The sequence below is a fragment of the Kitasatospora sp. NPDC001159 genome (assembly GCF_053598235.1).
The window spans coordinates 160247-187025 of the sequence record NZ_JBSFJV010000003.1; the positions used below are offsets into that span (position 1 = coordinate 160247).

18 protein-coding genes are annotated in these 26779 nt (G+C 73.8%); 14 read left to right on the forward strand and 4 right to left on the reverse strand.

Annotation, left to right across the window (positions count from 1 at the left end):
- Nucleotides 1–58 precede the first annotated feature (58 nt).
- A complete protein-coding gene (locus ACWC9T_RS03240) occupies nucleotides 59–2794 on the reverse strand; it encodes a flippase-like domain-containing protein (protein ID WP_449819317.1) in 2736 nt (911 codons plus the stop codon).
- Between the two features lie 134 nt (nucleotides 2795–2928).
- Between ACWC9T_RS03240 and ACWC9T_RS03245 the strand changes: the two genes are divergently transcribed.
- From ACWC9T_RS03245 to ACWC9T_RS03260, 4 genes are all read left to right on the forward strand, one after another.
- Nucleotides 2929–3306 carry an MGMT family protein gene (locus ACWC9T_RS03245; RefSeq protein ID WP_449819318.1) on the forward strand — a complete coding sequence of 126 codons (378 nt, stop codon included), beginning with the start codon at nucleotides 2929–2931 and terminating at the stop codon, nucleotides 3304–3306.
- A gap of 165 nt (nucleotides 3307–3471) precedes the next feature.
- Nucleotides 3472–6864 (forward strand): ATP-dependent helicase, encoded by a 3393-nt coding sequence (locus tag ACWC9T_RS03250; RefSeq protein WP_449819319.1) that lies wholly within the window; start codon nucleotides 3472–3474, stop codon nucleotides 6862–6864.
- Between the two features lie 186 nt (nucleotides 6865–7050).
- Entirely contained in the window at nucleotides 7051–10281 is a 3231-nt protein-coding gene (locus ACWC9T_RS03255) for a UvrD-helicase domain-containing protein (RefSeq protein ID WP_449819320.1), read from the forward strand.
- Between the two features lie 194 nt (nucleotides 10282–10475).
- Nucleotides 10476–11663, forward strand: a complete 1188-nt coding sequence (locus tag ACWC9T_RS03260; protein WP_449819321.1) for a PP2C family protein-serine/threonine phosphatase — start codon at nucleotides 10476–10478, stop codon at nucleotides 11661–11663.
- A gap of 70 nt (nucleotides 11664–11733) precedes the next feature.
- Here ACWC9T_RS03260 and ACWC9T_RS03265 read toward each other — a convergent pair whose 3' ends face one another.
- A complete protein-coding gene (locus ACWC9T_RS03265; protein ID WP_449819322.1) occupies nucleotides 11734–12705 on the reverse strand; it encodes an endonuclease/exonuclease/phosphatase family protein in 972 nt (323 codons plus the stop codon).
- A gap of 67 nt (nucleotides 12706–12772) precedes the next feature.
- On the opposite strand from ACWC9T_RS03265, the gene ACWC9T_RS03270 reads away from it, so the two are divergent.
- From ACWC9T_RS03270 to ACWC9T_RS03295, 6 genes are all read left to right on the forward strand, one after another.
- Complete coding sequence (locus ACWC9T_RS03270) at nucleotides 12773–13402, forward strand: PadR family transcriptional regulator (RefSeq protein WP_449819323.1); 630 nt, start codon at nucleotides 12773–12775, stop codon at nucleotides 13400–13402.
- A gap of 107 nt (nucleotides 13403–13509) precedes the next feature.
- On the forward strand, nucleotides 13510–14274 hold the full coding sequence (locus ACWC9T_RS03275) for an ABC transporter ATP-binding protein (protein WP_449819324.1): 765 nt from the start codon (nucleotides 13510–13512) through the stop codon (nucleotides 14272–14274).
- Nucleotides 14271–17102, forward strand: coding sequence for an FtsX-like permease family protein (locus tag ACWC9T_RS03280; RefSeq protein WP_449819325.1), 2832 nt, complete (start codon nucleotides 14271–14273; stop codon nucleotides 17100–17102). The genes ACWC9T_RS03275 and ACWC9T_RS03280 overlap by 4 nt, the downstream gene beginning before the upstream one ends.
- Before the next feature lie 132 nt (nucleotides 17103–17234).
- Nucleotides 17235–18638 (forward strand): dipeptidase, encoded by a 1404-nt coding sequence (locus ACWC9T_RS03285; RefSeq protein WP_449819326.1) that lies wholly within the window; start codon nucleotides 17235–17237, stop codon nucleotides 18636–18638.
- 85 nt (nucleotides 18639–18723) lie between these two features.
- Nucleotides 18724–19665, forward strand: coding sequence for an NAD(+) diphosphatase (gene nudC / locus ACWC9T_RS03290; RefSeq protein ID WP_449819327.1), 942 nt, complete (start codon nucleotides 18724–18726; stop codon nucleotides 19663–19665).
- A 246-nt stretch (nucleotides 19666–19911) separates the two neighbouring features.
- Nucleotides 19912–20751, forward strand: a complete 840-nt coding sequence (locus ACWC9T_RS03295) for a GntR family transcriptional regulator (RefSeq protein WP_449819328.1) — start codon at nucleotides 19912–19914, stop codon at nucleotides 20749–20751.
- Nucleotides 20752–20781: 30 nt separating this feature from the next.
- Here the strand turns inward: ACWC9T_RS03295 and ACWC9T_RS03300 are convergent, their stop codons facing one another.
- Nucleotides 20782–21039: a mycoredoxin gene (locus tag ACWC9T_RS03300; protein WP_449819329.1), complete on the reverse strand. Its 258-nt coding sequence runs from the start codon at nucleotides 21037–21039 to the stop codon at nucleotides 20782–20784.
- Between the two features lie 164 nt (nucleotides 21040–21203).
- On the opposite strand from ACWC9T_RS03300, the gene ACWC9T_RS03305 reads away from it, so the two are divergent.
- The 4 genes from ACWC9T_RS03305 to ACWC9T_RS03320 all read left to right on the forward strand — a co-directional run bounded on the left by ACWC9T_RS03305 (nucleotide 21204) and on the right by ACWC9T_RS03320 (nucleotide 25148).
- Complete coding sequence (locus ACWC9T_RS03305) at nucleotides 21204–23471, forward strand: ATP-dependent DNA helicase UvrD2 (protein ID WP_449819330.1); 2268 nt, start codon at nucleotides 21204–21206, stop codon at nucleotides 23469–23471.
- 282 nt (nucleotides 23472–23753) lie between these two features.
- Complete coding sequence (locus tag ACWC9T_RS03310; protein WP_449819331.1) at nucleotides 23754–24212, forward strand: hypothetical protein; 459 nt, start codon at nucleotides 23754–23756, stop codon at nucleotides 24210–24212.
- 169 nt (nucleotides 24213–24381) lie between these two features.
- On the forward strand, nucleotides 24382–24750 hold the full coding sequence (locus tag ACWC9T_RS03315; RefSeq protein WP_380615870.1) for a WhiB family transcriptional regulator: 369 nt from the start codon (nucleotides 24382–24384) through the stop codon (nucleotides 24748–24750).
- Nucleotides 24747–25148, forward strand: a complete 402-nt coding sequence (locus tag ACWC9T_RS03320; protein ID WP_449819332.1) for a hypothetical protein — start codon at nucleotides 24747–24749, stop codon at nucleotides 25146–25148. Before ACWC9T_RS03315 ends, ACWC9T_RS03320 begins: the two co-directional genes overlap by 4 nt.
- Nucleotides 25149–25262: 114 nt before the next feature.
- Here the strand turns inward: ACWC9T_RS03320 and ACWC9T_RS03325 are convergent, their stop codons facing one another.
- Nucleotides 25263–26645, reverse strand: coding sequence for an ABC1 kinase family protein (locus ACWC9T_RS03325; protein ID WP_449819333.1), 1383 nt, complete (start codon nucleotides 26643–26645; stop codon nucleotides 25263–25265).
- Nucleotides 26646–26779: the final 134 nt, after the last annotated feature.

A 26779-nucleotide genomic window follows, 5' to 3' on the forward strand; every position in this document is an offset into this window, starting at 1 on the left:
GAACGAGGGAGGGTCCGCCGTCTCCGGCGGGCCCTCCCTCGTGCGTTCCCGCGTGCCGTCAGAGCGCGTTCCTGCGCTGCAGCACGTTGTAGGCGATCCAGCCCGGCAGCACCGGCAGCCAGAAGGTGAGCGCCCGGTAGAGGAAGACCGCCGGGGTGGCCACCGCGGGGGGCACGTCCGCGGCGAGCAGGGCGCCGATCAGGGCGACCTCGACCGGGCCGATGCCGCCCGGGGTGGGGATCGCCGAGCCGGCCGCGTTGGCGGTCAGGAAGACCACCGCGACGGCCGAGAAGCTGACGTCGCCGCCGAAGGCCTGCACCGAGAAGTCCAGGCAGGCGGTGAAGGAGAGGGTCAGCAGCAGGATGCCGCCGAAGCCGGTGAGCAGCTTGCTGGGCGTCTGCATCAGGTCCAGCATCCGCGGCACCACGCCGAAGAACAGCGAGCGCAGCCGGCCCAGCACGAAGCGGCGCAGCGGCGCGACGGCGGCCACCACCAGGGCGAGCACGGCGGCGGTCAGCACGCCGATGATCACCGCGCGGGAGGCGGAGAGGTCGCCGTTGGTCTGGCTGCCGGTGATCAGACCGAAGCTGAACAGCAGCAGCAGGTGCCCGGCCAGGCCCGCCAGCTGGGAGGCGCCGACCGAGGCGACCGCCTGGCCGGGACGGATGCCGGCCCTCTGCAGGTAGCGGGTGTTGAGCGCGATGCCGCCGATCGCGGCGGGGGCGACCAGCTTGACGAAGGATCCGGCCAGCTGCGCCGCGACGGTGCGCCGGAACGGCAGCCGCTCGGGGACGAAACCGGTCAGGCTCATCGCTGCGGCGACGTAGCTGAACGCGGCCGCCAGCAGGGCCGCCGCCGCCCAGGCCCAGTTCATCTGGGAGAGCTTGAGCTGGGCCGGCTTGATGGTGGTCAGCGCCAGGTAGGCGGCGAAGGTGAGCGCGATCACCATGATCAGGCTCTTCGGCTTCAGCCGCTCCAGCTTGGCCGGCTCCATCGGCGCCTCGGGGGCGATCTGCAGGATCTGGCCGCGGATGCGGCTGAGCAGGTCCTCGCCGGCCGCCGCGATGTCCTCCTCGGCCTGCTGCTGGGTGCGCTCGCCGGCCGCGACCTGCTCCAGTGCCTTGGCCCGGGCGGCGGCCTTGCGCTCCTTGGTCAGCTTGGCGAGGTCGACCCGGGTGGAGCGGCTCATCCCGACCGGCTGGAGCAGCGGCAGCGCCTGGGCGACCCGCTCGGCGCCGAGCACCGCGTTGGCGGTGTCGACGGCCCGCTCGGGGCCGATCCGCAGCGCGAAGGTGGTCAGCAGCTGGGCGACGTCGATGCGCAGCGTCAGGTCGGTGGCCGCGATGTCGCCGCCGGAGAGGTTGACCAGGCAGGCCGTCTTCCCGTCCGCCACCAGCAGCGACTCGCCGGTGAGCCGACGGTGGGCGATCCGGCGCTCGTGCAGGGCGGCCACCGACTGCCACAACGAGGCCATCACCTCGTCGGTGATCTCCTCGTCGGCGAGCTCGTCCAGGGTCCGGCCCTCGACGTTCTCGTACACCAGGATCGCGGCGTCAGGGCCCAGCTCGGAGGTGGCGACCAGCTGCGGCGCGCGGGCGCCCGAGGCGGCCGCCGCGTACGCGATCAGCGCCTCCTGCTCCAGCGCCTGCCGCAGCGACTGGGGGCTGCGGCGCACCGCCACCGAGCGCAGCCGCAGCCGCCGCCAGGCCCGGTAGAAGAAGCCGGTGGCCTGCTGCTCGCGGTCGATGATGTGGACGTCCAACGGCGGGCCGTCCTGCTGGGTGACGTGGTAGCGGCGGGTGCCGCCGGGGGCGTCCGGGGCGCGGTGGGCGCCGTCCGGGGTGAAGCCGACCTTGCGCAGCCCGATCATCAGGTGCTGGCCGGTGGGCCGGATGTTGGGGGAGCCGATCGCGTACAGCGTGCCGTAGGCGACGGACCAGCCGATCAGCACGGTGAGCAGCAGCGACAGCGGGGTGGTGTAACCGCCGAGCAGCTCGGTGACCCCGCTGAAGACCACCACCACCCACAGGGCCACCCGCCAGCGGGGTCTGCTCGACATGCCGACGGCGGTCATGTAGGCGATCACCGGGGCTAGGTAGCCGTGCACCGGGTCGGTCAGGGTGCCGTTGCTGTCCATCGGCAGCCGGGTCAGCGCTTCCCGGATGTGCTCGGAGGCGCCCTCGGCCACCCACCAGTCGATGCCCAGCGAGACGCCGTACGCCAGCACCGAGGCGAGCACGCCGTCGGCGACCCGCAGGCCGTCGCGTTTGATCAGCCGCTCGACGGCGAACGCCAGCGGCACGGCGAGCACCGCGACGCTGGAGACCAGTCCGGTGATGGTCGACAGCACCGCGGAGAAGTGCGGCGCGTTGGTGGCGATGTCCTGCTCGATGCCGGTGGTGGTCGAGGTGGCGATGCCGGCCAGGACGAAGACGGCGACTATCCCGAGCACGCCGGCCAGGAAGCGGATCAGGTCGGACGGGCGGTGCGCGCGGGCGGCGAGCAGCGGCTCGTCGACGTCCAGGTGCGGGGCGTCCTCCAGCGGGTCGTGGTACTCGGCCCGCGGGGCGGGCGGTGCGGGCGGGGCCGACGGCGCGGGCACGGAGGGCCGCTCGGTCGGCTCGGGCGCCTTCTCGGGTGTGGGGGTCTTGATCGTCAGGTCCTTGATCAGGGAGACTTCCGGCGTCGGCCCGTGCTCGGGCCCACCTCCGGACTCGCCGCCGGGCGCCGGGGGCACGGCGGATTCGGACTCGTCGGAGTCCCTGCCCACGCCCACGTCAGCCGTCCCGGTCATCTGGTCTTGTCCTCGTATCACCACTCACCGCCCCGAAGATGGTGGCATGTCCCGCGCCCCTGTGCTGGACAGGGGGCGGATCGGGCGCGGCGGATCGTTCACCCGGGGCCGCGCGTGCGCCCCTGTAAGGAAGAATGCCGCAGGTGACGGACGTAACAGACGACGGCCTCCCGGACTCCTTGCCGCCCTTCGCCGAACTGGTGCTCGACCTGACCGAGCGGATTCCACCCGGCCGAGTGATGACCTACGGGGACGTCGCCGAGTACCTCGGCCAGGGCGGTCCCCGCCAGGTCGGCCGGGTGATGGCCCTCTACGGCGGCTCGGTGCCCTGGTGGCGGGTGATCCGCGCCGACGGCCGCTTCCTGCCCGGGCACGAACACCGCGCCCTCGCCCACTACAGCGAGGAGGGCACCCCGCTGCGCGAACTCGCCGACCCGCCCCGGGTCGACCTCAGGCGCGCCCGCTGGGACGGGCGGCCCGGTCAGGGGAAACCCCCGCGCGGACGGGATTGACGGGGCAGGATCGTAGGCTCGATACGGGCGGGCCCCCGACGGGCCCGCCCCGGCCACACCCCCCTTGTGTACAACCCCAGGAAATTCCGTGAGTGAGCGCAGCGAGCGAGCCGTCAAGAGGCGCGTGCGGGCGAACGCCCCCGCCGAGCGCAGTGAGGCGGGCGCGTGAGCTCCCCCTACCGGCTCGTGCGCAGCCCGCTCGTCCAGCCCGACCCGCCCGCGCTGGACGCCTACCAGCGCGCCGTGGTCGAGCACACCGGCGGCCCCCTGCTCGTCCTCGCCGGACCGGGCACGGGCAAGACCACCACCCTGGTCGAGGCGGTCGCCCGGCGCGTCCAGGACGGCACCGACCCCGAGAAGATCCTCGTCCTCACCTTCAGCCGCAAGGCCGCGATGGAACTGCGCGACCGGATGTCCGGCCGCCTCGGCACTGCCGCCGCCCCCCAGGCCACCACCTTCCACTCCTTCTGCTACGCCCTGCTGCGCGCCCACCAGGAGCCGCAGGACTACGCCGAACCGCTGCGGCTGCTCTCCGGCCCCGAGCAGGACGTCATGGTCCGCGAACTGCTCGCCGGCGGCGCCGAGGACGCCAAACTCACAGAGTCGATCCGGGAGCACCCCCGGCCGGAGGCTGGGGGAGGCTCCGCCGCGGGCACCCGCATCCAGTGGCCGCCCGACCTGCGCGCCTGCCTGACCACCCGCGGCTTCGCCGACGAGGTCCGTGCCGTTCTCGCCCGCAGCCGCGAACTCGGCCTCGGCGAAGCCGAACTCGAACGCTTCGCCCAGGGCGTCCAGCGCCCCGACTGGGCCGCCGCCGCCCACTTCCTCGCCGACTACCTCGACGTCCTCGACCTGCGCGGCGTCCTCGACTACGCCGAACTCGTCCACCGCGCCGTCCTGCTCGCCGAACGCCCCGAGGTCGGCGAGGACCTCCGCCGGCGCTACGACGTCGTCTTCGTCGACGAGTACCAGGACACCGACCCCTCCCAGGTCCGGCTGCTGCGCCAGCTCGCCGGCGGGGGCCGCGACCTCGTCGCCGTCGGCGACCCCGACCAGTCGATCTACGCCTTCCGCGGCGCCGACATCAACGGCATCCTCGACTTCCCGCAGACCTTCCGACAGGCCGACGGCAGCCCCGCCGAGGTCAAGGTGCTGCGCGTCTCCCGCCGCTCCGGCGCCGTCCTGCTCGCCGCCTCCCGCGAGATCGCCCGCCGGATGCCGATGGGCCGCCTGCCCGCCGACAAACTGGCCCAGCACCGCGCCCTGCTGCCCTCCCGCGAGGGCGGCCGGGTCGAGGTCTACACCTACCCCACCCCCGGCGCCGAACTCGACTCGATCGCCGACCTGCTGCGCCGCGCCCACCTGGAGGACGGCGTGCCCTGGGGCGAGATGGCCGTGCTCGTCCGGGCCGGCGCCCGTTCCATCCCCGGCGTGCGGCGGGCGCTCGGCGCGGCCGGGGTCCCGCTGGAGATCGACGGCGACGACCTGCCGCTGCGCGAGGAGCCCGCCGTCGCCCAGCTGCTGCTCGCCCTGCGGGTCTGCGCCCGACAGGCCACCCAACTCGCCGCCCGCGGCAAGCACGGCGACCCGGACACCGCCGGGCCGGACACCCCCGAGCCGCTCACCGCCGAACTGGCCCACGCCCTGCTCACCGGCCCGCTCGGCGGCCTCGACGGCTCCGACCTGCGGCGCCTCGGCCGCGCCCTGCGCGAGGAGGAACGCGCCGCCCTGCGCGCCGACGGCGACCCCGCCGCCCCCCGCCCGGCCGGCGAACTGATCCGCGAGGCCCTCGCCGAACCCGACCGCCTGATCGCCCTCGACCCCGCCATCGCCCGCCGCGCCCGCGACCTCGGCACCCTGCTGCGCAAGGTCCGCGAACTGCTGGCCGGCGGCTGCACCGCCGAAGAGGCGCTGTGGGAACTGTGGGACGGCAGCCGCCGCTGGCGCGAACGCCTGGAACGCGCCGCCCTGCGCGGCGGCGCCGCCGGCCGCAACGCCGACCGCGACCTGGACGCGCTGTGCGCCCTGTTCGAGACCGCCGCCCGCGCCGAGGAACAGGTCACCGGCCACCGCAGCGCCCTCGACCTGCTCGCCGAACTCGAAGCCCAGGACATCGCCGCCGACACCCTCACCGTCCGGGCCGTGCGCCCCGAGGCGGTACGGCTGATGACCGCCCACCGCGCCAAGGGCCTGGAATGGCGCCTGGTCGTCGTCGCCGGCGTCCAGGACGGCCTCTGGCCCGACCTGCGCCGCCGCGGCTCCCTGCTGGAGGCCGACCGGATCGGCCGCGACGGTCTCGCCGAACCGCTCTCCCCGGCCGCCCTGCTGGGCGAGGAACGCCGCCTCTTCTACGTCGCCGCCACCCGCGCCAAGGAACGGCTGATCGTCACCGCCGTCAAGGCACCCGCCGACGACGGCGACGAACCCTCCCGCTTCCTGCGCGAGCTCTACCGCGAGGACGTCGACCCGCGCACCGGAAAGGTGCTGCGCCGCACCCCGCCGGTCACCGTCGAGGACGTCACCCACCGCCCGCGCCGCCCGCTGTCGGTCGCCGCCCTGGTCGCCGAACTGCGCGCCGTCACCGTCGACCCCACCCGCTCGCCAGAACTGCGCCGCGCCGCCGCCGAACGCCTCGCCACCCTCGCCGCCGCCACCGACGAGGAGGGCCTGCCGCTGGTGCCCGCTGCCCACCCCGACCGCTGGTGGGGCCTGGACGACGCCACCACCGCCCCCGAACCGCTGCACAGCGCCGACCTGCCGGTACGGCTGTCCGGCAGCGGCCTGGAACAACTGGAGGCATGCTCGCTGCAGTGGTTCCTGGACAAGGAGGTCAAGGCCCGGGGCGCCGGCTCCGCCGCCCAGGGCTTCGGCAACGTGGTGCACGCCCTCGCCGACGAGGTCGGCTCCGGCCGCACCCCCGCCGACCTCGCCGTCCTCATGGCCCGCCTGGACACCGTCTGGGACGCGCTCGCCTTCGACGCCCCCTGGAAGTCCCAGCAGGAGAAGACCGAGGCCCGCGCCGCCCTGGAGCGCTTCCTCAACTGGCACGTCCTGGAACGCGGCCGGGACGTCGTCGCCACCGAGCACGGCTTCGACGTCACCCTCGACGTCGGCGGTGTCTCGGTGCGCATCCGCGGCTCCATGGACCGGGTCGAGAAGGACCGGGCCGGACGCGCCTACGTGGTCGACTTCAAGACCGGCAAGCAGATACCCACCGACAAGTCGCTGCCCGACCACAAGCAGCTCGCCGTCTACCAGCTCGCCGTGCGGGCCGGCGCCCTCAACGACCTGCCCGGCTTCACCGCCCACCCCCCGGCCACCGGCGGCGCCGAACTCGTCCACCTGCGCGAACCCGCCGCCAAGGCCGCCCCGGACGCCCCCAAGGTGCAGCGCCAGGAGCCGCCCGAGGGCCAGCCGTGGATCGAGAACCTGCTCGCCGAGGCCGCCGGCAAGGTCCTCGCCGAGCGCTTCGTCCCGCAGAGCGGCGGCGGCTGCGACCGCTGCACCTTCCGCCGCAGCTGCTCCGCCCAGCGCGACGGAGCGCAGCTCGTGGAATGAGGGCTTGTCCGTGACTCGCCCGCTCGCCTCCGGGCGCTCGGACCCGGGGCCGACGCTCTTCGCTCCGGCGCTCCCTCCCTCGTCGGGCGCTTGTCGCTCTTCGCTTTCGGCACCGGCGCGCCCTTCGGCTCGGGGCGGAGCGGACAGGCGTGACCGCCTGTCCGCCGCTCCGGTTACGGTTGCAGGGTGACCGCCGTGCTCAGCCATCCCGACCAGCTCAAGGAGCTGCTGGGCATCCCCTTCAACCGGGAGCAGATGGCGGCCATCGGCGCACCCTTGGCCCCGGCCGTGATCGTGGCCGGCGCCGGCTCCGGCAAGACCACCGTGATGGCCGCCCGGGTCGTCTGGCTGGTCGGCTCCGGCGCCGTGCGCCCCGAAGAGGTCCTCGGCCTCACCTTCACCAACAAGGCCGCCGCCGAACTCGCCGAACGCGTCCGCACCGCCCTGCTCCGGGCCGGCATCGCCGACCGCGACGACACCGAACCGCTCGGCGACCCGGAGATCTCCACCTACCACGCCTTCGCCGGCCGCCTCCTCAAGGAACACGGCCTGCGGATCGGCATAGAGCCCGACGTCCGCCTGCTCGCCGACGCCACCCGCTTCCAGCTCGCCGCCAAGGTGCTGCGCGCCGCCCGCGGCCCCTTCCCCGCCCTCACCGGCACCTTCGCCAACCTCGTCGCCGACCTGACCGCCCTGGACGGCGAACTCGCCGAGCACCTGATCGAGCCCGCCACCCTGCGCGCCCACGACGAGGACCTGCTCGACACCCTCTCCACCGTCAAGCTCAGCAACGACGACCTGCGCGCCGTCCCCGCCACCGCCCGCGCCCGGCTGGAACTGCTGCGCCTGGTCGAGGACTACCGCCGCCGCAAGCAGGCCGCCGGGCTGATGGACTTCGGCGACCAGATAGCCGCCGCCGCCCGCCTCGCCCAGCAGCGCCCCGAGGTCGGCGAACTGCTGCGCGGCCAGTTCAAGGTCGTCCTGCTCGACGAGTACCAGGACACCTCCGTCGCCCAGCGGCTCATGCTCGCCGGCCTGTTCGGCGGCGCTCCTGACGGCAACGGGCGCGGGGGCCACCCCGTCACCGCCGTCGGCGACCCCTGCCAGGCCATCTACGGCTGGCGCGGCGCCTCCGTCGCCAACCTGGACGACTTCCCCCAGCACTTCCCCCAGGCCGACGGCCGTCCCGCCGACCGCTACGCGCTCAGCGAGAACCGCCGCAGCGGCGGCCGCCTGCTCGCCTTCGCCAACCGGCTCGCCGCCCCGCTGCGCGCCGCGCACGAGGGCGTCGAGGCGCTGCGCCCGGCCCCCGGCGCCGAACAGGACGGCTATGTGCGGGCCGCGCTGCTGCCCACCCACGCCGAGGAGGTCGACTGGCTCGCCGACTCGATCGCCCACCTGGTGCGCACCGGCACCGCGCCCGGCCGGATCGCCGTGCTGTGCCGGGGCGGCGCGGCCTTCCCGGACATCCACGCCGCCCTGGTCGCCCGCGAGGTGCCGGTCGAGGTGGTGGGCCTCGGCGGGCTGCTGCAACTGCCCGAGGTCGCCGACCTGGTGGCGGTCTGCGAGGTGCTGCAGGACCCGACCGCCAACGCCGCCCTGGTGCGTCTGTTGATCGGACCGCGCTGGCGGATCGGCCCGCGCGACCTCGCCCTGCTCGGCCGCCGCGCCGCCGACCTGGTGCGCACCGACCGGCCCGAGGGCGTGGAGGCGCTGGCCGCGGCCGTCGCCGAGGCCGACCCCACCGAGGTGGTCTCGCTGGCCGACGCGGTGGAGACCTTCCTTACCGCTTCGACCGGAGAGGGGGGCGACCAGCCGGACGAGCTGCCGTTCTCCGCCGAGGCCAGGGTCCGCTTCGCCCGGCTCGCCGCCGAACTGCGCGAGCTGCGTCGCTCGCTCGCCGACCCGCTGATGGACGTGCTGCACCGGGTGCTGGCCGTCACCGGCCTGGAGGTCGAACTCGCCGCCTCCCCGCAGGCGCTGGCCGCCCGGCGGCGGGAGACCCTGCACGCCTTCCTGGACGTCGCCGCCTCCTTCGCCGACCTGGACGGCGACCCGGGCCTGGCCGCCTTCCTCGGCTTCCTGCGCGCCGCCCAGGAGTACGAGCGGGGCCTGGACAGCAGTCTGCCCGGCGGCGAGGACACCGTGAAGGTGCTCACCGCGCACAAGTCCAAGGGTCTGGAGTGGGACGTGGTGGCCGTCCCCGGGCTGGTGAAGGGGGCGTTCCCGTCCGCCACCCCGCGCGAACGCTGGACCAGCACCAAGCGAGTGCTCCCGCACGCCCTGCGCGGCGACGCCGCCACCCTGCCGGACGTCCGCGGCGGCTGGAACAGCAAGTCGATGGCCGCGTTCAAGAAGGAGCTGGCCGAGCACTCCGGCACCGAGGAACTGCGTCTGGGCTACGTCGCGTTCACCCGCCCCCGCGCGCTGCTGCTGGCCTCCGGCCACTGGTGGGGGCCGAGCCAGAAGACCGTCCGCGGCCCGTCCGCCTTCCTGGAGCAGCTGCGCGAGCACTGCGAACAGCCCGGCGCCGGCGAGGTCGAGCACTGGGCCGAGCAGCCGGAGAAGGGCGCCGAGAACCCGGCGCTGGCCGCGGCCGTCGAACGCCCCTGGCCGCTGCCGCTGGACCAGGCAGCCCAGCACGCCCGTCGCCGGGTCGCCGAGGTGGTGCGCGGGAGGATCGCCGGCGCACCGGCCCCCGGGCCGGAGCCGATGGCCGCCGAGGACCAGCGCCAGACGGCCTCCTGGGACCGCGACCTGACCGCGCTGCTCGGCGAGTTGGAGCGCTCCCGGCGCACCGCCCGCCAGGTGCCGCTGCCCGCCGCGCTGTCCGCCACCCAGCTGCTGCGGCTGGCCGCCGACCCGGACGGCTTCGCCCGCGACCTGGCCCGCCCGATGCCGCGCCCCCCGCAGCCCGCCGCCCGGCGCGGCACCCGCTTCCACGCCTGGGTGCAGTCCCGGATCGAGCCGCTGCTGCTGATCGAGCCCGGCGCGCTGCCCGGCGCCGACGACGACGGCATCGAGGACGAGCAGGACCTGGAGCGGCTCAAGGAGGCGTTCCTGCGCACCCCGTACGCGCAGCGCAAGCCCCACCGGGTGGAGGCGCCGTTCCAGCTGGTGCTGGCGGGTCGGGTGGTGCGCGGCCGGATCGACGCTGTCTATCGTGACGGTGACATGCTGTCGGAATCCGGTGGTGCGTCACGCTACGAAGTGGTGGACTGGAAGACCCACCGCGAGGAGACCGCCGACCCGCTGCAGCTCGCGGTCTACCGGCTGGCCTGGGCCGAGCAGGCGGGCGTACATCCCGAGCAGGTCACGGCTTCGTTCCTGTACGTCCGCAGCGGGCGGATCGTCCGTCCGGGAGGACTTCCCGACCGAAAAGAGTTGGAACGGCTCCTGATCGGGAACAGTGAATAATGAGTCACGCAGAGCATCCAAGTCATCACGGCAACGCCCGAAACCTGCGCGTCGTGCACGTTTCGTGCCTATTGTGGGGTCGGTAACCGGTCAACCCCCGTGCTCCGGCCGCCAGCGAGGCCCGCATCCCCTGACCCTCAGTCATCACCGCAGGTGCCCCCCGGCATCGGCGTCTTCTGCTGGAGAGACCGAAGTTGAGTGCGACCGGATGGATCAGAGAGCGGTTCACCGGGCCGACCCCGGGACCCGCCCCGGGCGCGACCGGCACCTGGCCGAGGACGGCGCTCGCGCTGCCCCTCATCGGTATGGCGCTGATCGTCGTCCTCGACTACCTCAGCGGCACCGAGGTGACGGTCGAACCCGCCCTCACCGCCGTTCCCGCGCTGGCCGCCGTGGTCAGCCGTCGCACCTGGTACCCGCTCGTCATCGGTCTGTGCACCGAGGCGGCGGCCTTCCTGATGGCCTTCCGCAGCGACGCGCTCGGCGAGTCCGTGCACGCCGCCAGCGTCATCGCGATCCTGCTGGTCGCCACGATCGGTTGGGTCAGCGCCACCCTGAGACTGCGCCAGGAACGCGCCCTCGCCGACGCCCAACTGGTCGCCTCGATCGCCCGCCGGGTGCTGCTGCGGCCCGTCCCCGAGAAGGTCGGCAGCGTGCGCGCGGCCGTCCACTACGAGGCCGCCGCCGCGCACGCCCGCATCGGCGGCGACCTGTACGAGGTCGTCAACACCCGGCACGGCGTGCGTGCCGTGGTCGGCGACGTCCGCGGCAAGGGCCTCGGCGCCGTCGAGACCGCCGCCGCCGTGCTCGGCGCCTTCCGCGAGGCCGCCCACCAGGAAGGCGCCCTCGACCGGGTGGCCGGCTGGCTGGCCGTCAGCCTCGACCGCGCCCTGCACGAGAACGACCACCCCGGCGTGGAGGAGGAGTTCGTCACCCTGGTGCTGATCGGCGTCGGCCCCGACGGCACCGCCGAACTCGTCAACTGCGGACACCCCGCCCCGCTGCTGTTGCGCGGCGACACCGTCCGCCCGCTCGAACTCGCCGAAACCGTACCGCCGCTGGGCGTCCTCGACCCCGCCGACGTCCACCCCCCGGTGCACCGGGTCCCGCTCCAGGGCGGCGACCGGGTCCTGCTGTTCACCGACGGGGTGATCGAGGCCCGCGACCGCTCCGGCGCCTTCTACCCGCTCGCCGAACGCCTCCCGCGCTGCGCCGACGGCCACCCCGCCGACGTCCTGCAGCGCCTCCACGAGGACGTGGTGCGCCACGTCGGCCGCCAACTCGGCGACGACGCGGCCATGCTGCTCCTGCAGTACGACCCCCAGCCGACCGCGGCCGTCCAGCTGCCGCAGCAGACCGGAATGCTGAGCCGCCTCAACTAGGGCGGGTCTGACGGACACGCCCAACCGCCCGCCGTCGAACTCCCGCCTGCGGGGCGTTCGAAGACCGGCCCTACAGCGACACCTGGACCAGCAGCGGCCGGTGGTCCGACACCACCGCGCGCGGCGCCGCCGCCGGGCCCATCGCCGCGCGCGGCACCCCGACCGCCAGCACGTGGTCGAACTGCACCGCCGGCCGGTGCGACGGGTAGGTCGGCGTGCGCGCCAGGTCGTGCCAGCCCTGCAGCCGCGCCCGCGGCTCGCGCACCCGCCGCCGGCGCGGCTCGGCCAGCGCCGACCGGGCCCGCCGGGCCGCCCGCGGCTCGCGCACCCGCACCCGCGGTGCGGTGCGCTCCAGCGCCGTCGCCCCGCCCAGCACCGTGCGCGGTACCGCGCCGATCAGGTTGAAGTCCCCCAACACCAGGTGCGGCTGCGGCAGATCGGCGATCCAGCGCCGGATCCCCGCCAACTGCGCCATGTTCCAGCCCGGCACGAAGGACAGGTGCGCGGCCACCACCGTGAACTGCCCGCGCCCGCCCTCCAGCACCGCCGCCAGCGCCGTCCGCGGCTCGTCCGGCACCGGCGTCAGCCCGCGCCGCCCGGCCACCCGCAGCGGCAGCCCGAACGGTGCCGGGGCGAACCGCCGGGCCCGCCAGTGCCGCACCGGAAGCCGGGTCAGCAGCGCCGTCCCGTACGAGGGCGGGGCGCCGTCGCCCACGTCGCCCGGCCCGTACACCCGCAGCCCGTTCGGCCCGGACGGCTCCGGCACCCAGCCCGCGACCGGCGCCGGGCGCCCGTGCAGTGCGGCGGCGAAGCGCCAGTCGCCGGCGCCCATCGCCTTGGCCGCCACCGCCGCCTGGTCGGTGCCGCCCGAGCGCGCCTGGTGCCGGTCCACTTCCTGCAGGGCCAGCACGTCGACGTCCAGCGCGGCCACCGCCTCCGCCAACGGGGCGCCCGCGTCGGCCGGGTAGGGGCGCGGCGCGCCGTCCGGGGTGAGCGGCTGACCGTGCAACAGGTTGAAGGTGGCGATGCGCAACTGGCTCACACCGCACGACGGTACCCGAGGGCGCGCGGCTTGAGGCGGTAGGGCATACCGGGTATACATACTGAGTATGTCCATCCGCCACGGTCTACTCGCCCTGCTCGACCAGGGACCCCGCTACGGCTACCAGCTGCGCACCGAGTTCGAGGCGCGCACCGGCGCCACCTGGCCGCTCAACGTCGGACAGGTCTACACCACACTCTCCCGACTCGAACGCGACGGCCTGGTCGAACCCGCCGGCGAGGACGAGGAGGGACACCAGTTCTATGCCGTCACCGACGCCGGCCGCACCGAACTGCGGGCCTGGTTCGACACCCCGGTGCTCCGGACCAACCCCCCGCGCGACGAACTGGCGATCAAGCTCGCCATGGCGGTGACCGTCCCGGGGGTGGACGTCTCCGCCGTCGTCCAGGGCCAGCGCCGGCACAGCATCAAGGCGCTGCAGGACTACACCCGGCTCAAGGGCCGCGCCCTGGCGGGCGAGGCCCGGCCCGGCACCGTGCCCTCGGAGAGCAACGAACTCGCCTGGCTGCTCGTCCTCGACCAGCTGATCTTCCAGACCGAGGCCGAGATCCGCTGGCTCGACCACTGCGAGACCCGGCTCGCCCAGCAGGCCGAACTCCAGCAGGCCCGCGCCGCCGAGGCCGCCCGCGACGGCGCCGCCAAGCCCAGGCGGCTCGGCCGCCGCAGCCGCGCCTAGGGCGTGCTCCGCGGGCCCGGCGGCGATCCGCAGGGCCCGCCCCAGCCACTCGAACGAGAGGCCCGGCGCCCCGGCGCCGGGCCCGTACCCAGCACAAGGGGGGAATCGTGTCCCACACCCAACAGTCCCGGCCGGCGCCGGTGCTGCACCTGGAGAACGTCACCCGCGTCCACGGCCAGGGCGCCGCCGAGGTCCAGGCCCTGCGCGGCGTCGACCTCAAGGTCCACCCCGGCGAGTTCGTCGCCGTCATGGGCCCCTCCGGCTCCGGCAAGTCGACCCTGCTCACCCTCGCCGGCGGCCTCGACACCCCGAGCACCGGCCAGGTTCTGGTCGAAGGCGTCGCCCTCGGCGGCCTCACCCGCAAGCAGCTCGCCCGGGTCCGCCGCCGCTCCGTCGGCTACGTCTTCCAGGACTACAACCTGATACCGGCCCTCACCGCCGCCGAGAACATCTCGCTGCCGCGCGAACTCGACGGCCTGTCCGCCCGCGCCGCCCGACGCGAGGCCCTCGCCGCCCTGGAGGAACTCGGCATCCCCGAACTCGCCGACCGCTTCCCCGACGACATGTCCGGCGGCCAGCAGCAGCGCGTCGCCATCGCCCGCGCCCTGATCGGCGACCGCCGCCTCGTCCTCGCCGACGAACCCACCGGCGCCCTCGACTCCACCACCGGCGAAGCCGTCCTCGCCGTCCTGCGCGCCCGCTGCGACGCCGGCGCCGCCGCCATGATGGTCACCCACGAAGCCCGGCACGCCGCCTGGGCCGACCGCGTGGTCTTCCTGCGCGACGGCCGGATGGTCGACGAGTCCGTCAGCCAGGACGCCGCCAGCCTGCTCGTCAGCGCCGCCGCGAACAGCAAGCAGGGGGACGAGTGAAGCCCAGCGCCTGGCGGCTCGCCCTGCGCATCGCCCGCCGCGACGCCCTGCGCGCCAAGGGCCGCAGCGCCCTGGTCGTCGCCATGGTCGCGCTGCCCGTCCTCGGCGTCACCGGCGCCGACGTGTTCTTCCGCAGCGCCACCCTCGAACCCGCCGAACAGGTCGTTCGGATCATGGGCCGGGCCGACGGCGACCTGAACATGGTCGAGCGTGGATCCTCCGTCAGGCAGGCCCCCAACGCCGACGACGGCTTCATCACCGACAACCCCAAACGCGAGGCCAAGGACGGCGCCGCCCCCCAGTACACCCCCGCCCAGCAGCGAGCCCTGAACACCGAACCCGCCCAGCTGGCACAGCAGCTGCTCCCGCCCGGCAGCACCCTGGTGCCGGAACGCCAGGGCCCGTACACCGCGACCAGCAGCACCGAGGGCCTGCTCACCACCCACACCAGCGAAGCCGACCTGACCGACCCGGTCTGGAACGGCCGGGTCGACCTGGTCGAGGGCAGCGCCCCCGCCAACGACCAACAGGTCGCCGTCACCCGGCAGTTCATCAAGCGCTCCGGCCTCAAGCTCGGCGACCGCACCACCGTCCGCGGCCTGGAGTCCAGCCCCTTCACCATCACCGCCGTCGTCGAGTACCCCGGCGAACTCGACAAGACCGAACTCGTCGCCCGGCCCGGCACCCTGGTCGGAAAGCTCCCCGGCAGCACCGACACGGCCGACCGCTGGCTGGTCAAGCTCCCCGCCGGCGCCACCCTCGACTGGGCCAAGGTCACCGAACTCAACGGCTACGGCTTCACCCTCACCTCCCGCGCCGTCCTGCTCGACCCGCCCCGCCGCTCCGACGTGCCGTACTACGTCCAGATCGACAAGTACAGCGGCGGCCCCCGCTTCCTCGACCGCACCTCCGTCGTCATCCTCGGCACCGTCGTCGGCATGGCCCTGCTGGAGATCGTCCTCCTCGCGGGCCCCGCCTTCGCCGTCGGGGCCCGGCGCTCGCGGCGGCAACTCGGGCTGCTCGCCGCCGCGGGCGGTGACCGCGCCGACGTCCGCGCGGTCGTCCTCGGCGGCGGCATCGTCCTCGGCCTCACCGGCGCCGCCATCGGCCTCGGCCTCGGCGTCGGCCTGGTCGCCCTGCTGCGCACCCGGGCCGAGGAGTACGCCGGCGCCCGCTTCGGCCACTTCAACCTGCAGCCGCTCGACCTGCTCGGCGTGCTCCTGGTCGGCCTGGTCACCGGCCTGCTCGCCGCCGTCGTGCCCGCCGTCCAGGCCTCCCGCCAGGACGTCGTCTCCGCCCTCACCGGCCGCGACTCGCTCAAGCCCCCGAGCCGCAAACTCGCCCTGCTCGGCCTGCTGATGCTCGCCGGCGGCGGCGCGCTCGCCCTGGTCGGCGCCACCAGCGGCCTCACCAGCCGCAGCATCGCCGTCCTCGGCGGCTCGGCCGTCGCCGAACTCGGCATGGTCGCCCTCACCCCGTACCTGGTAGGCCTGTTCGGCAAGCTCGGCCGCTGGCTCTCGCTCGGCCCCCGGCTCGCCCTGCGCGACTCCGTCCGCCACCGCGGTCGCACCGCACCCGCCGTCGCCGCCGTGATGGCCGCCGTCGCCGGCTCCGTCGCCGTCAGCATCTACATCGCCAGCTACGACGAGCAGTACCGCCGCGACTACACCCCCTCCGGCGCCCCCGGCGCGGTCATGCTCGGCGGCTGGACGACCGGCTCCGACGCCAGGCTGCTGCCGCAGCTGCGCGACGGCGTGGAACGCAGCATCCCCGACCTCGGCCCGCGCGCCGACGTCTCCCGGGTCAACTACAAGGGCGACTGCGCCGACGGCGGCAGCTGCGGCTACATCGAGGTCCTGGTGCCCAAGGACCTGCGCTGCCCGGTCTTCGACCGCGACAGCACGCGCAGTCCGGGCGAGATCGAACAGATCACGAAGGCCGACAAGCGCTGCCAGGTCCGCGAACGCCACTCCAGCCGCTACGGCGACCTCACGGCCGGCGACGCCACCCTGCTGCGCAACCTGTACGGCGTCACCGACCAGGCGGCCGGCCAGGCCCTCGCCGCCGGCAAGGCGGTGGTCTTCGACCCGCGCTATGTCAAGGACGGCAAGCTCGCCCTGCGCTACAGCGAACCGACCGCGGACTACGGCGCCCTCGGCAGCAAGCCGCCCACGCTCACCGAGGTCACCGTCGACGCCGTCCTCGTCCCCGCTGCGCTGCCCGCCCACGGCCAGGCCGTGATCAGCCCGGACACCGCCACCCGGCTCGGCTTCACCACCAGCCCGGCCGGCTCGGTCTGGCTGCCCGACACCATGACCTCCGACGGCGCCCAGCAGAAGGCCGACGGCGCGCTCGCCAAGCTCACCGACCACGGCGTCCTGGAGATCGAACGCGGCTACCAGACCAAGGCCGGACTCATCGGCCTCGGCCTGTCCGGCTTCGCCGGCCTGGTCGCCCTCGGCGCGGCCGGCATCGCCACCGGACTGGCCGCCGCCGACTCTCAGCGCGACCTGACCACCCTTGCCGCGGTCGGCGCCGAACCCCGGATCCGGCGTTCGCTCTCCGGCCTCCAGTGCGGGGCGATCGCCGCCATGGGCACCCTGCTCGGCATCGTCTGCGGGATCGTGCCGGCCGTGGCCATCCGCAAGGTCCAGGGCCTGGCGAGCAGCTACCCCGGCATCAGCCCCGAGGAGCTCGCCGACAAGTCGGCCGTGGTCTTCCCCTGGCCGACCATCGCCGCCACCGTGCTGGTGCTGCCGCTGCTCGCGGCGGGCCTGGCGGCGTTGCTCACCCGCTCACGGATCTCGCTGCTGCGCCGCTCCGGCTGAGCCGCGCGGTCCCTCCGGTCACCCCCGTCCGCTGTTCCCCGCGGCGGGGGTGACGGAGGTTACAGCCCTGACGGGCAGCTGCAACCGGACGGCCGGGGCGGGCACCCGCACGGGCGAACTACAGTCGTCGGTATGACGAGAACTCCGGACAGCGCCGTCCGCTCCTTCATCGACCAGCACCAGGCCGCGTTCCTCGCGGACCTGTCCGAGTGGCTGGCCATCCCCTCGGTCTCCGCCGACCCGGACCGGGCCGGTGACGTGCGCCGCTCCGCCGAGTGGCTGGCCGCCAAGCTGCGCGAGACCGGCTTCCCGGTCGCCGAGGTGTGGGAGACCGACGGGCTGCCGGCGGTGTTCGCCGAGTGGCCCTCCGGGGACTCGTCCGCGCCGACCGTCCTGGTCTACGGGCACCACGACGTGCAGCCCGCGGCGAAGGAGGACGGCTGGGACACCGAGCCGTTCACCCCGACCGTGGTGGGCGGGCGGCTGTACGCCCGCGGCGCCGCCGACGACAAGGGCCAGGTGTTCTTCCACACCTTGGGTGTGCGCGCCCACCTGGCCGCCGCCGGCCGTACCGCGCCGGCCGTCAACCTCAAGCTGCTGATCGAGGGCGAGGAGGAGTCCGGCTCGCCGCACTTCGCCGACCTGGTGCGCCGCGAGGCCGAGCGACTGGCCGCCGACGTGGTGGTCATCTCCGACACCGGCATGTGGTCCGAGACCACGCCGACCGTCTGCACCGGCATGCGGGGCCTGGCGGACGCCCAGCTCGACCTGTACGGGCCGGACACCGACATCCACTCCGGCTCCTTCGGCGGCGCCGTCCCCAACCCGGCCCAGGTCGCGGCCGAGCTGGCCGCCGCCCTGCACGACGCCGACCGCAGGGTCGCCATCCCGGGCTTCTACGACGGGGTCGTGGAGCTGACCGAGCACGAGCGCGAGCTGTTCGCCGAGCTGCCCTTCGACGAGGCGCAGTGGCTGCGCGTCGCCAAGTCGTACGGCACCCGCGGCGAGGCCGGGTACTCCACCCTGGAGCGGGTCTGGGCCCGCCCGACCGCCGAGGTCAACGGCATCTGGGGCGGCTACACCGGCCCCGGCGGCAAGACCATCGTGCCGTCCTCGGCGCACCTCAAGCTGTCCTTCCGGCTGGTGGCCGGCCAGGAGGTGGAGAAGGTCCGCGAGGCGGTCCGCGCCTGGGTCGCCGAGCGGGTGCCCGAGGGCATCCGCCACGAGCTGGTCTTCCCGGGCGCGACCCGGCCCTGCCTGACGCCGCTGGACCACCCGGCGCTGCAGTCCACCGTGCGCGCGATGGGCCGGGCCTTCGGGCAGAGGATCCTGTTCACCCGCGAGGGCGGCTCCGGTCCCGCCGCCGACCTGCAGGACGTGCTGGGCGCCCCGGTGCTGTTCCTCGGCATCTCGGTGCCCTCGGACGGCTGGCACTCGGTCAACGAGAAGGTCGAGCTGGACCTGCTGGCCAAGGGCGTGGAGACCGCTGCGTACCTGTGGGGCGACCTGGCCGAGAACTTCAGGCCCGGCGCGTGACCGGGCTTCGGGCCCGTCACCGCGGTCACAACCATGGCAGTCAGATCACTCATCCGGATGATTCACCACGTGGGGATGGAACGAAGTGAGCACCGCGCCTGAGACCGAGCGTCCGCTGGCCCTGGCCCTGGCCAGGTCGGGGGTGGACCGGGCGGCCGAGCACCGGTTCGACGAGCCCTGGCTGGCGGCCGCCTGGAGCCACCCCTCCACCCGGGTGCTGCCGATCGCCGGCGGCGAGGCCTTCGTCGTCGACACCGCGCAGGGCACCGAGCTCGTGCTGCTGCCCTCCTTCGAGGCGCCGCAGACCGGGGACCGGTACTTCCTCGGCACCGACGAGGGCGGCGTCTCGTACTTCGCGCTGGCCGGCGAGAGCCTGCCCGGCCGGCTGGACGGCGACGCCCGTCCGGCCGGGCTGCGCGAGGTCGGCGCGCTGCTGTCCGACCGGGACGCCGGGCTGCTGGTGCACGCCGTGGCGCTGGAGCACTGGCACCGGCTGCACAGCTTCTGCTCGCGTTGCGGGCACCCGACCGAGAAGGCCGGCGCCGGGCACGTGCGGCGCTGCACCTCCTGCGCGGCCGAGCACTACCCGCGCACCGACCCGGCGGTGATCATGGTGATCACCGACGAGCAGGACCGCTGCCTGCTCGGCCGCCAGGCACTGTGGCCGGAGGGCCGCTGGTCCACGCTGGCCGGCTTCGTCGAGCCGGGGGAGTCGATCGAGCAGGCGGTGGGCCGCGAGGTGCACGAGGAGGCGGGGGTCCGGGTCGGCGAGGTCCGCTACGTCGCCAGCCAGCCCTGGCCGTTCCCGTCCAGTCTGATGCTCGGCTTCATGGGCAAGGCGCTGCCCGGCGGCACCGAGATCACCGTGGACGGCGAGGAGCTGGCCGAGGCGCGCTGGTTCTCCCGCGAGGAGCTGCGGGCCGGGATGGAGGCGGGCGAGATCCTGCCGCCCTCCGGCATCTCGATCGCCCGGCACCTGGTCGAACTCTGGTACGGCGAGCCGCTGCCGGCGACCGCGCGCTGGTAATCCTGTACGAATTCCGACAGGTTCCGCTTCTGGCCGATTCTGCACGGAAGGGGGCGTGCGGCTTATGTCGCGCGCCCCCGTTTTTCTTTTCCAGCCCTTCCTGAATCCCTCACGACCGGCGGTTCGTGGCCGGACGGGCCAGTTCTGCTACCGCCGGACACTCCCGAATCCCCGCCGTCAACCCTCGCGGACGACATTGCCGGAAACGGCTGAAACCGCGTCACCGCGCTCGCTACATTCACTCGGGTGACAATCCCCCGGGGCACCGCCCAATCCCCCAAATACCAGCGCCTCGCCGCCGACCTGCGCCGCCGGATCGCCGAAGGCGAGTTCACCGCCGACGCCGCCCTGCCCGTCGAGAGCGAACTGGAACGCCAGTACGGCGTCGCCCGCAACACCGTCCGCCTCGCCGTCGACGTCCTGGTCAACGAAGGCCGACTCGTCCGTCTCCAGGGCAAGGGCACCTACCTGCGCGAACACCCCGTCCTGGACCACCGCGCCTACGGACCCGCCCTCGCCCCCGCGCCGCGCGACTGCCTGGCCGCGCCCTCCGCCGTCTACCTCGGCGAAGCCGCCGACGCCGGACGCGAACTCAGCACCGACTTCGAGATGATGATCGTCCGGGCCCGCGTCGACGTCGCCGAACGCCTCGGACTGCGCCCCGGCGAGGCCATCGTCGTCCGCCGCCAACTGCGACTGCTCGACCGCGAGCCCTACTCCATCGAGGAGAGCCACTACCGGGCCGGACTCGCCGCCGGCACCCCGCTGATGGAACCCGACCCCGTCGAGGGCGGCGACGAAGCCGTCCTCGACGCCCTCGGCCGGACCGAGATCGGCGCCGTCGACCACCTCGTGGCCCGGATGCCCGGCCCCGAGGAGGCCCAGTGGTTCCAGGGCGGCCCCGGCGTCCCACTCATGGTGCAGACCCGCGTCACCTACGACCGGCGCGGGCCCGTCCGGGTCATCGAGACCCGCTACTCCGCCGACCGCAGCCGGCTCGTCTACGGCATCGGCGACCTCGGCGCGCGCACCACCCTGCCCGCCCCCGCCGCCCCCGTCGACCCCGCCCGGGCCGACGCGCCGTGACGCGCGCCGACCCGGCCGGGACCGGGTGGGTCAGGCCGCCAGGGCCTTCTTGACCTGCAGCAGGCTCGGGTTGGTCATCACGACCCGCTCGCCGCCGCCGACCGGCTGCACCAGCACCGTCGGCACCGTCTGGTTGCCGTTGTTCACCGACTCCACGAAGGCCGCCGACGCCGGGTCCTCCTCGATGTTGATCTCGGTGTAGCCGATGCCTTCACGGTCCAGCTGGCTCTTCAGGCGGTTGCAGTACCCACACCAGGTCGTGCTGTACATCGTCACGGTGCCGGACATCGAGGGGGCTCCTTCGAAAGAGAGGTTCACGCGGTCTCAGGACCAAACGTCCGCCGGGCGGCGGGCATTCCGACATGCCATCGGTCGGCATGCGGAGTGATCATCCTGCGATCACACCGGGCCTGTGGACAACCCCGCCCCCGTTGTCCCACCGGACTGAGAGGATGGAACGCATGCAGGAAGACCTCTTGAGCGGCAGCCCGTACGACGCCCCCCACGGCTCCCCCTGGGTCGACCCCGGCGCCGCCACCGGCCCCGACGCCGTGCTCGCCGGGCTCGACCCCGAACAGCGCGCCGTCGCCACCGCCCTGCACGGCCCCGTCTGCGTCCTCGCCGGCGCCGGCACCGGCAAGACCCGCGCCATCACCCACCGCATCGCCTACGGCGTGCGCAGCGGCGTCTACCAGCCCGCCCAGGTCCTCGCCGTCACCTTCACCGCCCGCGCCGCCGGCGAGATGCGCGGCCGCCTGCGCCAACTCGGCGCCGACGGCGTCCAGGCCCGCACCTTCCACGCCGCCGCCCTGCGCCAACTCCAGTACTTCTGGCCCCGCGCCGTCGGCGGCCCCGTACCCCAACTCCTCGAACGCAAGGTCCAACTCGTCGCCGAAGCCGCCGGCCGCTGCGGACTGCGCGTCCAGCGCACCGAACTGCGCGACCTCACCGCCGAGATCGAATGGGCCAAGGTCACCCAGACCGCCCCCGAGGACTACCCCGCCGCCGTCGCCAAATCCGGCCGCGAAGCCCCCCGCGACCCCGCCGAGACCGCCCAGGTCTACCGCGTCTACGAGGAGACCAAGAGCCGCCGGGGCACCATCGACTTCGAGGACGTCCTGCTCCTCACCGCCGCCATCCTGGAGGACCGCCCCGACATCGCCGACCAGGTCCGCGCCCAGTACCGGCACTTCACCGTCGACGAGTACCAGGACGTCTCCCCGCTCCAGCAGCGACTGCTCGACCAGTGGACCGGCCCCGACGGCGGCGCCAGCCTCTGCGTCGTCGGCGACGCCAGCCAGACCATCTACTCCTTCACCGGCGCCACCCCCGACTACCTGCTCAACTTCCGCGGCCTCCACCCCCAGGCCACCGTCGTCAAACTCGTCCGCGACTACCGCTCCACCCCCCAGGTCGTCCACCTCGCCAACGGACTGCTCGCCCAGGCCCGCGGCGAAGCCGCCCGCCACCGCCTCGAACTCGTCTCGCAACGCGAAGCCGGCCCCGAACCCGTCTACACCGAGTACGAGGACGAACCCACCGAGGCCGAGACCACCGCCCGCCGGATCAAGGACCTCCTCGCCACCGGCGTACGCGCCAGCGAGATCGCCGTCCTGTTCCGCACCAACGGCCAGTCCGAGGTCTACGAACAGGCCCTCGCCGACCTCGGCGTCCCCTACCAGCTCAAGGGCGCCGAGCGGTTCTTCGAACGCCCCGAGGTCCGCGACGCCGGCGTCCTGCTGCGCGGTGCCGCCCGCGCCGCCGCCGACCCCCTCACCGCCGGCGCTCCCGACCTCGCCGGCCAGGTCCGCGCCGTCCTCGCCACCCGCGGCTTCACCCCCGAACCGCCCGCCGGCTCCGGCGCCGTCCGCGACCGCTGGGAATCCCTCGCCGCCCTCGTCCGCCTCGCCGAGGAATTCGAGCGCACCCGCACCGCCGACGGCCGCACCACCGACCTCGCCGCCTACGTCGCCGAACTCGACGCCCGCGCCGCCGCCCAGCACGCCCCCGCCGTCGAAGGCGTCACCCTCGCCTCCCTGCACGCCGCCAAGGGCCTCGAATGGGACGCCGTCTTCCTCGTCGGCCTCACCGAGGGCACCCTCCCGATCATCTACGCCAAGACCGACGAACAGATCGAGGAGGAACGCCGCCTCCTCTACGTCGGCGTCACCCGCGCCCGCAAACACCTCAGCCTCTCCTGGGCCCTCGCCCGCTCCCCGGGCGGCCGCGCCGGCCGCAAGCCCAGCCGCTTCCTGGACGGGCTGCGCCCCGGCTCCGCCGCTCCGGGCGCGCGCACCGGCGCGCGGGGCGGGCGGGGGAGCGTCGAGACCGGCGAGCGTTCAGCCGCCCGACGGGTCCGCGGACCGGTCAAGTGCCGGGTCTGCGACAAGGTCCTCACCGAGGCCGTCGAACGCAAGCTGCGCCGCTGCGAGGACTGCCCCTCCACGATGGACGAGGGCCTGTACGAGCGGCTGCGCGAGTGGCGGGCCCGGCAGGCCCGGAAGCAGGGCGCCCCGGCCTACGTGGTGTTCACCGACGCGACGCTGATGGCGATCGCCGAGGACGTACCCGCCAGCAGCCGGGAACTGGCCCTCATCTCGGGGGTCGGCGCCATGAAGCTGGACAAGTACGGGGCAGCCGTGCTCTCGTTGTGTGCGGGGGAGGAGCCCGAGGAGGATCCGGACGGCGTCGAGGACGACGGTCCGGTCGATCCGGCGTGAGCCGGCGCGGGCGCGGTCCGGGGGACTGCTCGGGGGACTTCGAAGCCGCCGCGGGACATGCCGCGGATCGTGCCGTGTAACGCGCCGCGGAACTCGCGTGAAAAATAGTTTGCGCGGCATACCGGGAGCGCAATAGCCTGCCGGAGCGGTCAAGGGGACGCGGTCGCACGGGGTGACACCTATGCCGATTCCCCTCGCCCCACAGCTTCACCGAGACAGACATCCGAACATTCGGAGCCAGGGGAACCAGGCTCCGCGAGACGCCGAGAGGAGGCGATGACAGTGGGAAACATCATGATCACCAAAATGACTGGCCAGACCGTTGCCCCCGCCTCCCTGCGTGACGCCCGCCTGCGGGCGCTCGCCGTGCTCGGTGGAACCGGTCTGGGTCTCGACGCCACCGGTGTCTCCGTCGCCTCCGCTGTCAGTGGTCTTGGACACACTGATCTGCACATCGCGGGCGGCAGGAGTGTCGAAGGCACCGTCGTCGAGACCGGTCTGTCCCGTGACTGGGCGTCGGTCGGCACGTCGCGTCGCATGTGCGATGAGCGACCGATCCAGGCACCGAAGGCGGCCGTAGCCGCCGCCATGAATGGCGGCTATGTGCAGGTCATCGGTGCCGGAAACGCCCAGAAGCAGAACGAGCAGCAGATCAAGCAGGCCAAGGCCGCCTTTATCGGCGCCGAGGCCATCCGGATGCGGGCCTTCCGCGGGCCTGAACCCTGGAGAGAACGAACCTGAGTCAACCTCAGGTCGGCACCTCCAGGGCCGCGGAACCCGTCACCACCGGGATCCGCGGCCCTTCTGTTTTGTCCGGTACGCAAGACCACCCAGGCCCTCCGGGGCCTCCGGCCCAGCACCACCAGTCCACTGGGCCGGAACCACTGAGAAGACGAGGAAGACGCCCACAGTGTCCACGGTCATCACGCCGCCCATCCCGTCCGTACCGCCGACAAGCCAGATCACCAAGGCCGACCAGGCCGACCCCCCGGAGGTTCCTTCCATGCAGATCAGCTCGATCGAGCAGGCCGAGGCACTCGGTCTCCCCATCCCCTGCCGCGCCTTCGACCCCGAGGTCTTCTTCGCCGAGACGCCCGCCGACGTCGAGTACGCGAAGTCCCTCTGCGGCACCTGCCCGGTGAAGGAGGCCTGCCTGGCCGGCGCCCTGGAGCGGCGCGAGCCGTGGGGCGTCTGGGGTGGCGAGCTCTTCGTCCAGGGCGTCGTCGTGGCCCGCAAGCGGCCGCGTGGCCGTCCGCGCAAGACCGAGGTCATGGCGTGAACCCCGCCGACCACGCCAGGGCCGTCCGCCGGGTAGAGCAGCCCCCGCTGGACACCGTCCTCCGTCGGTCCGTCCGGATCGCCGCCGCCAAGGCCGACGCAGCAGCCCGCACCCGCCCATTCCCGAGCACGCACCACGAGCAGGACCACCACATGACCCCCGCCGCCATCGATCCGACCGTCCGCGCAGAGCAGACCACCGAACTCCAGACCCAGAACAGGATCCTCGAGATGCAACTCCTGCATGAATCCCTGGCCCGTGCCCATATGCAAGACAGGCTGCACGAGGCCGAGAACCAACGGCTCGTCAGCCGGGTCATCCGGGCCCGCAAGCTGAAGCAGCGGGCCGAGCGGGCCTCGATGCGGGCCCGCAAGGCCCTCGCCGTCGCGTTGATGTGAGCGCGTTGATGCCGTCGCGTTGATGTAGGCGCCGACCACCGCCGTACCGACCCCTGTCGTGCCGCAGGCCGCCCCCCGTCCACGGGGAGCGGCCTGCGGCCGTTTGTCGGTCGTTCAGTTCTTGCGGGCGGACCTGGTGCGCTTCGCGGGCGCCGGCTCAGCGGGCCGCTCGTCGGAGAACTCGGGCAGCCACTCCAGCATCTCGGCGCGGAACGGCGCCTTGGCACCCAGCTGACACAGCACCCCGATGGTGCTCAGCGTCACCCGATGGATCAGCAGGTACGCGGGCGGCAGGTTCAGCTGCTTGCCCAGGTTGTAGGCGGGCGAGCGCGGATCGGCGATCCGGGCCGCCTGGGCGCGCATCCACGCCCGGGTGAAGTGGAAGCTGTCCACCGCGGCCGGCTCGATGATCGGCAGCAGGTAGTCCAGTACTGCGTCCGGGTCCAGCTGGATCGAGGGCTTCACGAAGCCCTCCTCGCGCAGCATCTTCAGCACGCCCGCCGCGTCCCCGTCCAGCGCCATCCGCAGCGAGGCCCCGATCGGCGCGGGCAGCCCGCCCGGCAGCCGGTCCACCGTGCCGAAGTCCAGCACGCCCAGCCGCCAGCCCGAGGCCGGGCCGTCGTCCGTCAGCAGCCGGAAGTTGCCCGGGTGCGGGTCCGCGTGTAGCAGACCGGTCCGCGACGGGCCAGCGAACAGGAACCGGGCCAGCAGCTGCCCGGCGCGGTCGCGCTCCTCCTGGGTGCCGCGCGCGATCACCTCGGCCAGCGGGGTGCCGTCCATCCACTCGGTGATCAGCACCTGGTCGGCCTGCGCCACCACGCTCGGCACCAGGATGTCCGGGTCGCCCGCGAACTCCTCGGCGTGCCGGCGCTGGGCCTGCGCCTCCAGCTCGTAGTCCAGCTCCTCCGAGACCCGCTCGCGCAGCTCGGCGATCAGCGGCTTGATGTCCAGCCCGGGAATCAGCGGGCCGAGCAGCCAGGCCACCCGGCTCAGCTGGGACAGGTCGGCGAGCAGCGCGTCACCCGCACCCGGGTACTGCACCTTGACCGCGACCCGTCTGCCGTCGTGCCAGACCGCCCGGTGCACCTGGCCGATCGAGGCGGCGGCCGCCGGGCGGTCGTCGAACTCCCGGAACAGCTCGCGCCAGCCGTCCCCGAGCCGCTGGGCGAGCGCGGTGTGCACCTTGGCGGCGGGCATCGGGGGAGCGGCGTCCTGCAGTTTGGTGAGTGCGGCCCGGTACGGCCCGGCGACCTCCTCGGGCAGCGCGGCCTCGAAGACGGACAACACCTGCCCGAACTTCATCGCCCCGCCCTTGAGTTCACCGAGGACCTTGAACAGCTGGTCGGCGGTGGCCTGCTGGAGCTCGGCTGTGACCACCTCGGCGGAGCGGCCGCCGATGCGCCTGCCAAGTCCGAGCGTGGCGCGTCCGGCTATCCCCAGCGGTAGGGCGGCGAGCCGTGCCGTGCGGGTCACTGCCTTGCGCGGAAGATCGCTCACCCGGGCCTCCAATCCCTGGCCCCCCGACATCGGACGGCCCACCATCACTACGCCATTGTGCCCGCTCCCCACCGCGCGGCCGCCGGTATTTCACGGGGCGGGCGGCGCCGTTCCCTCACGGCGTCCCTTGTGGG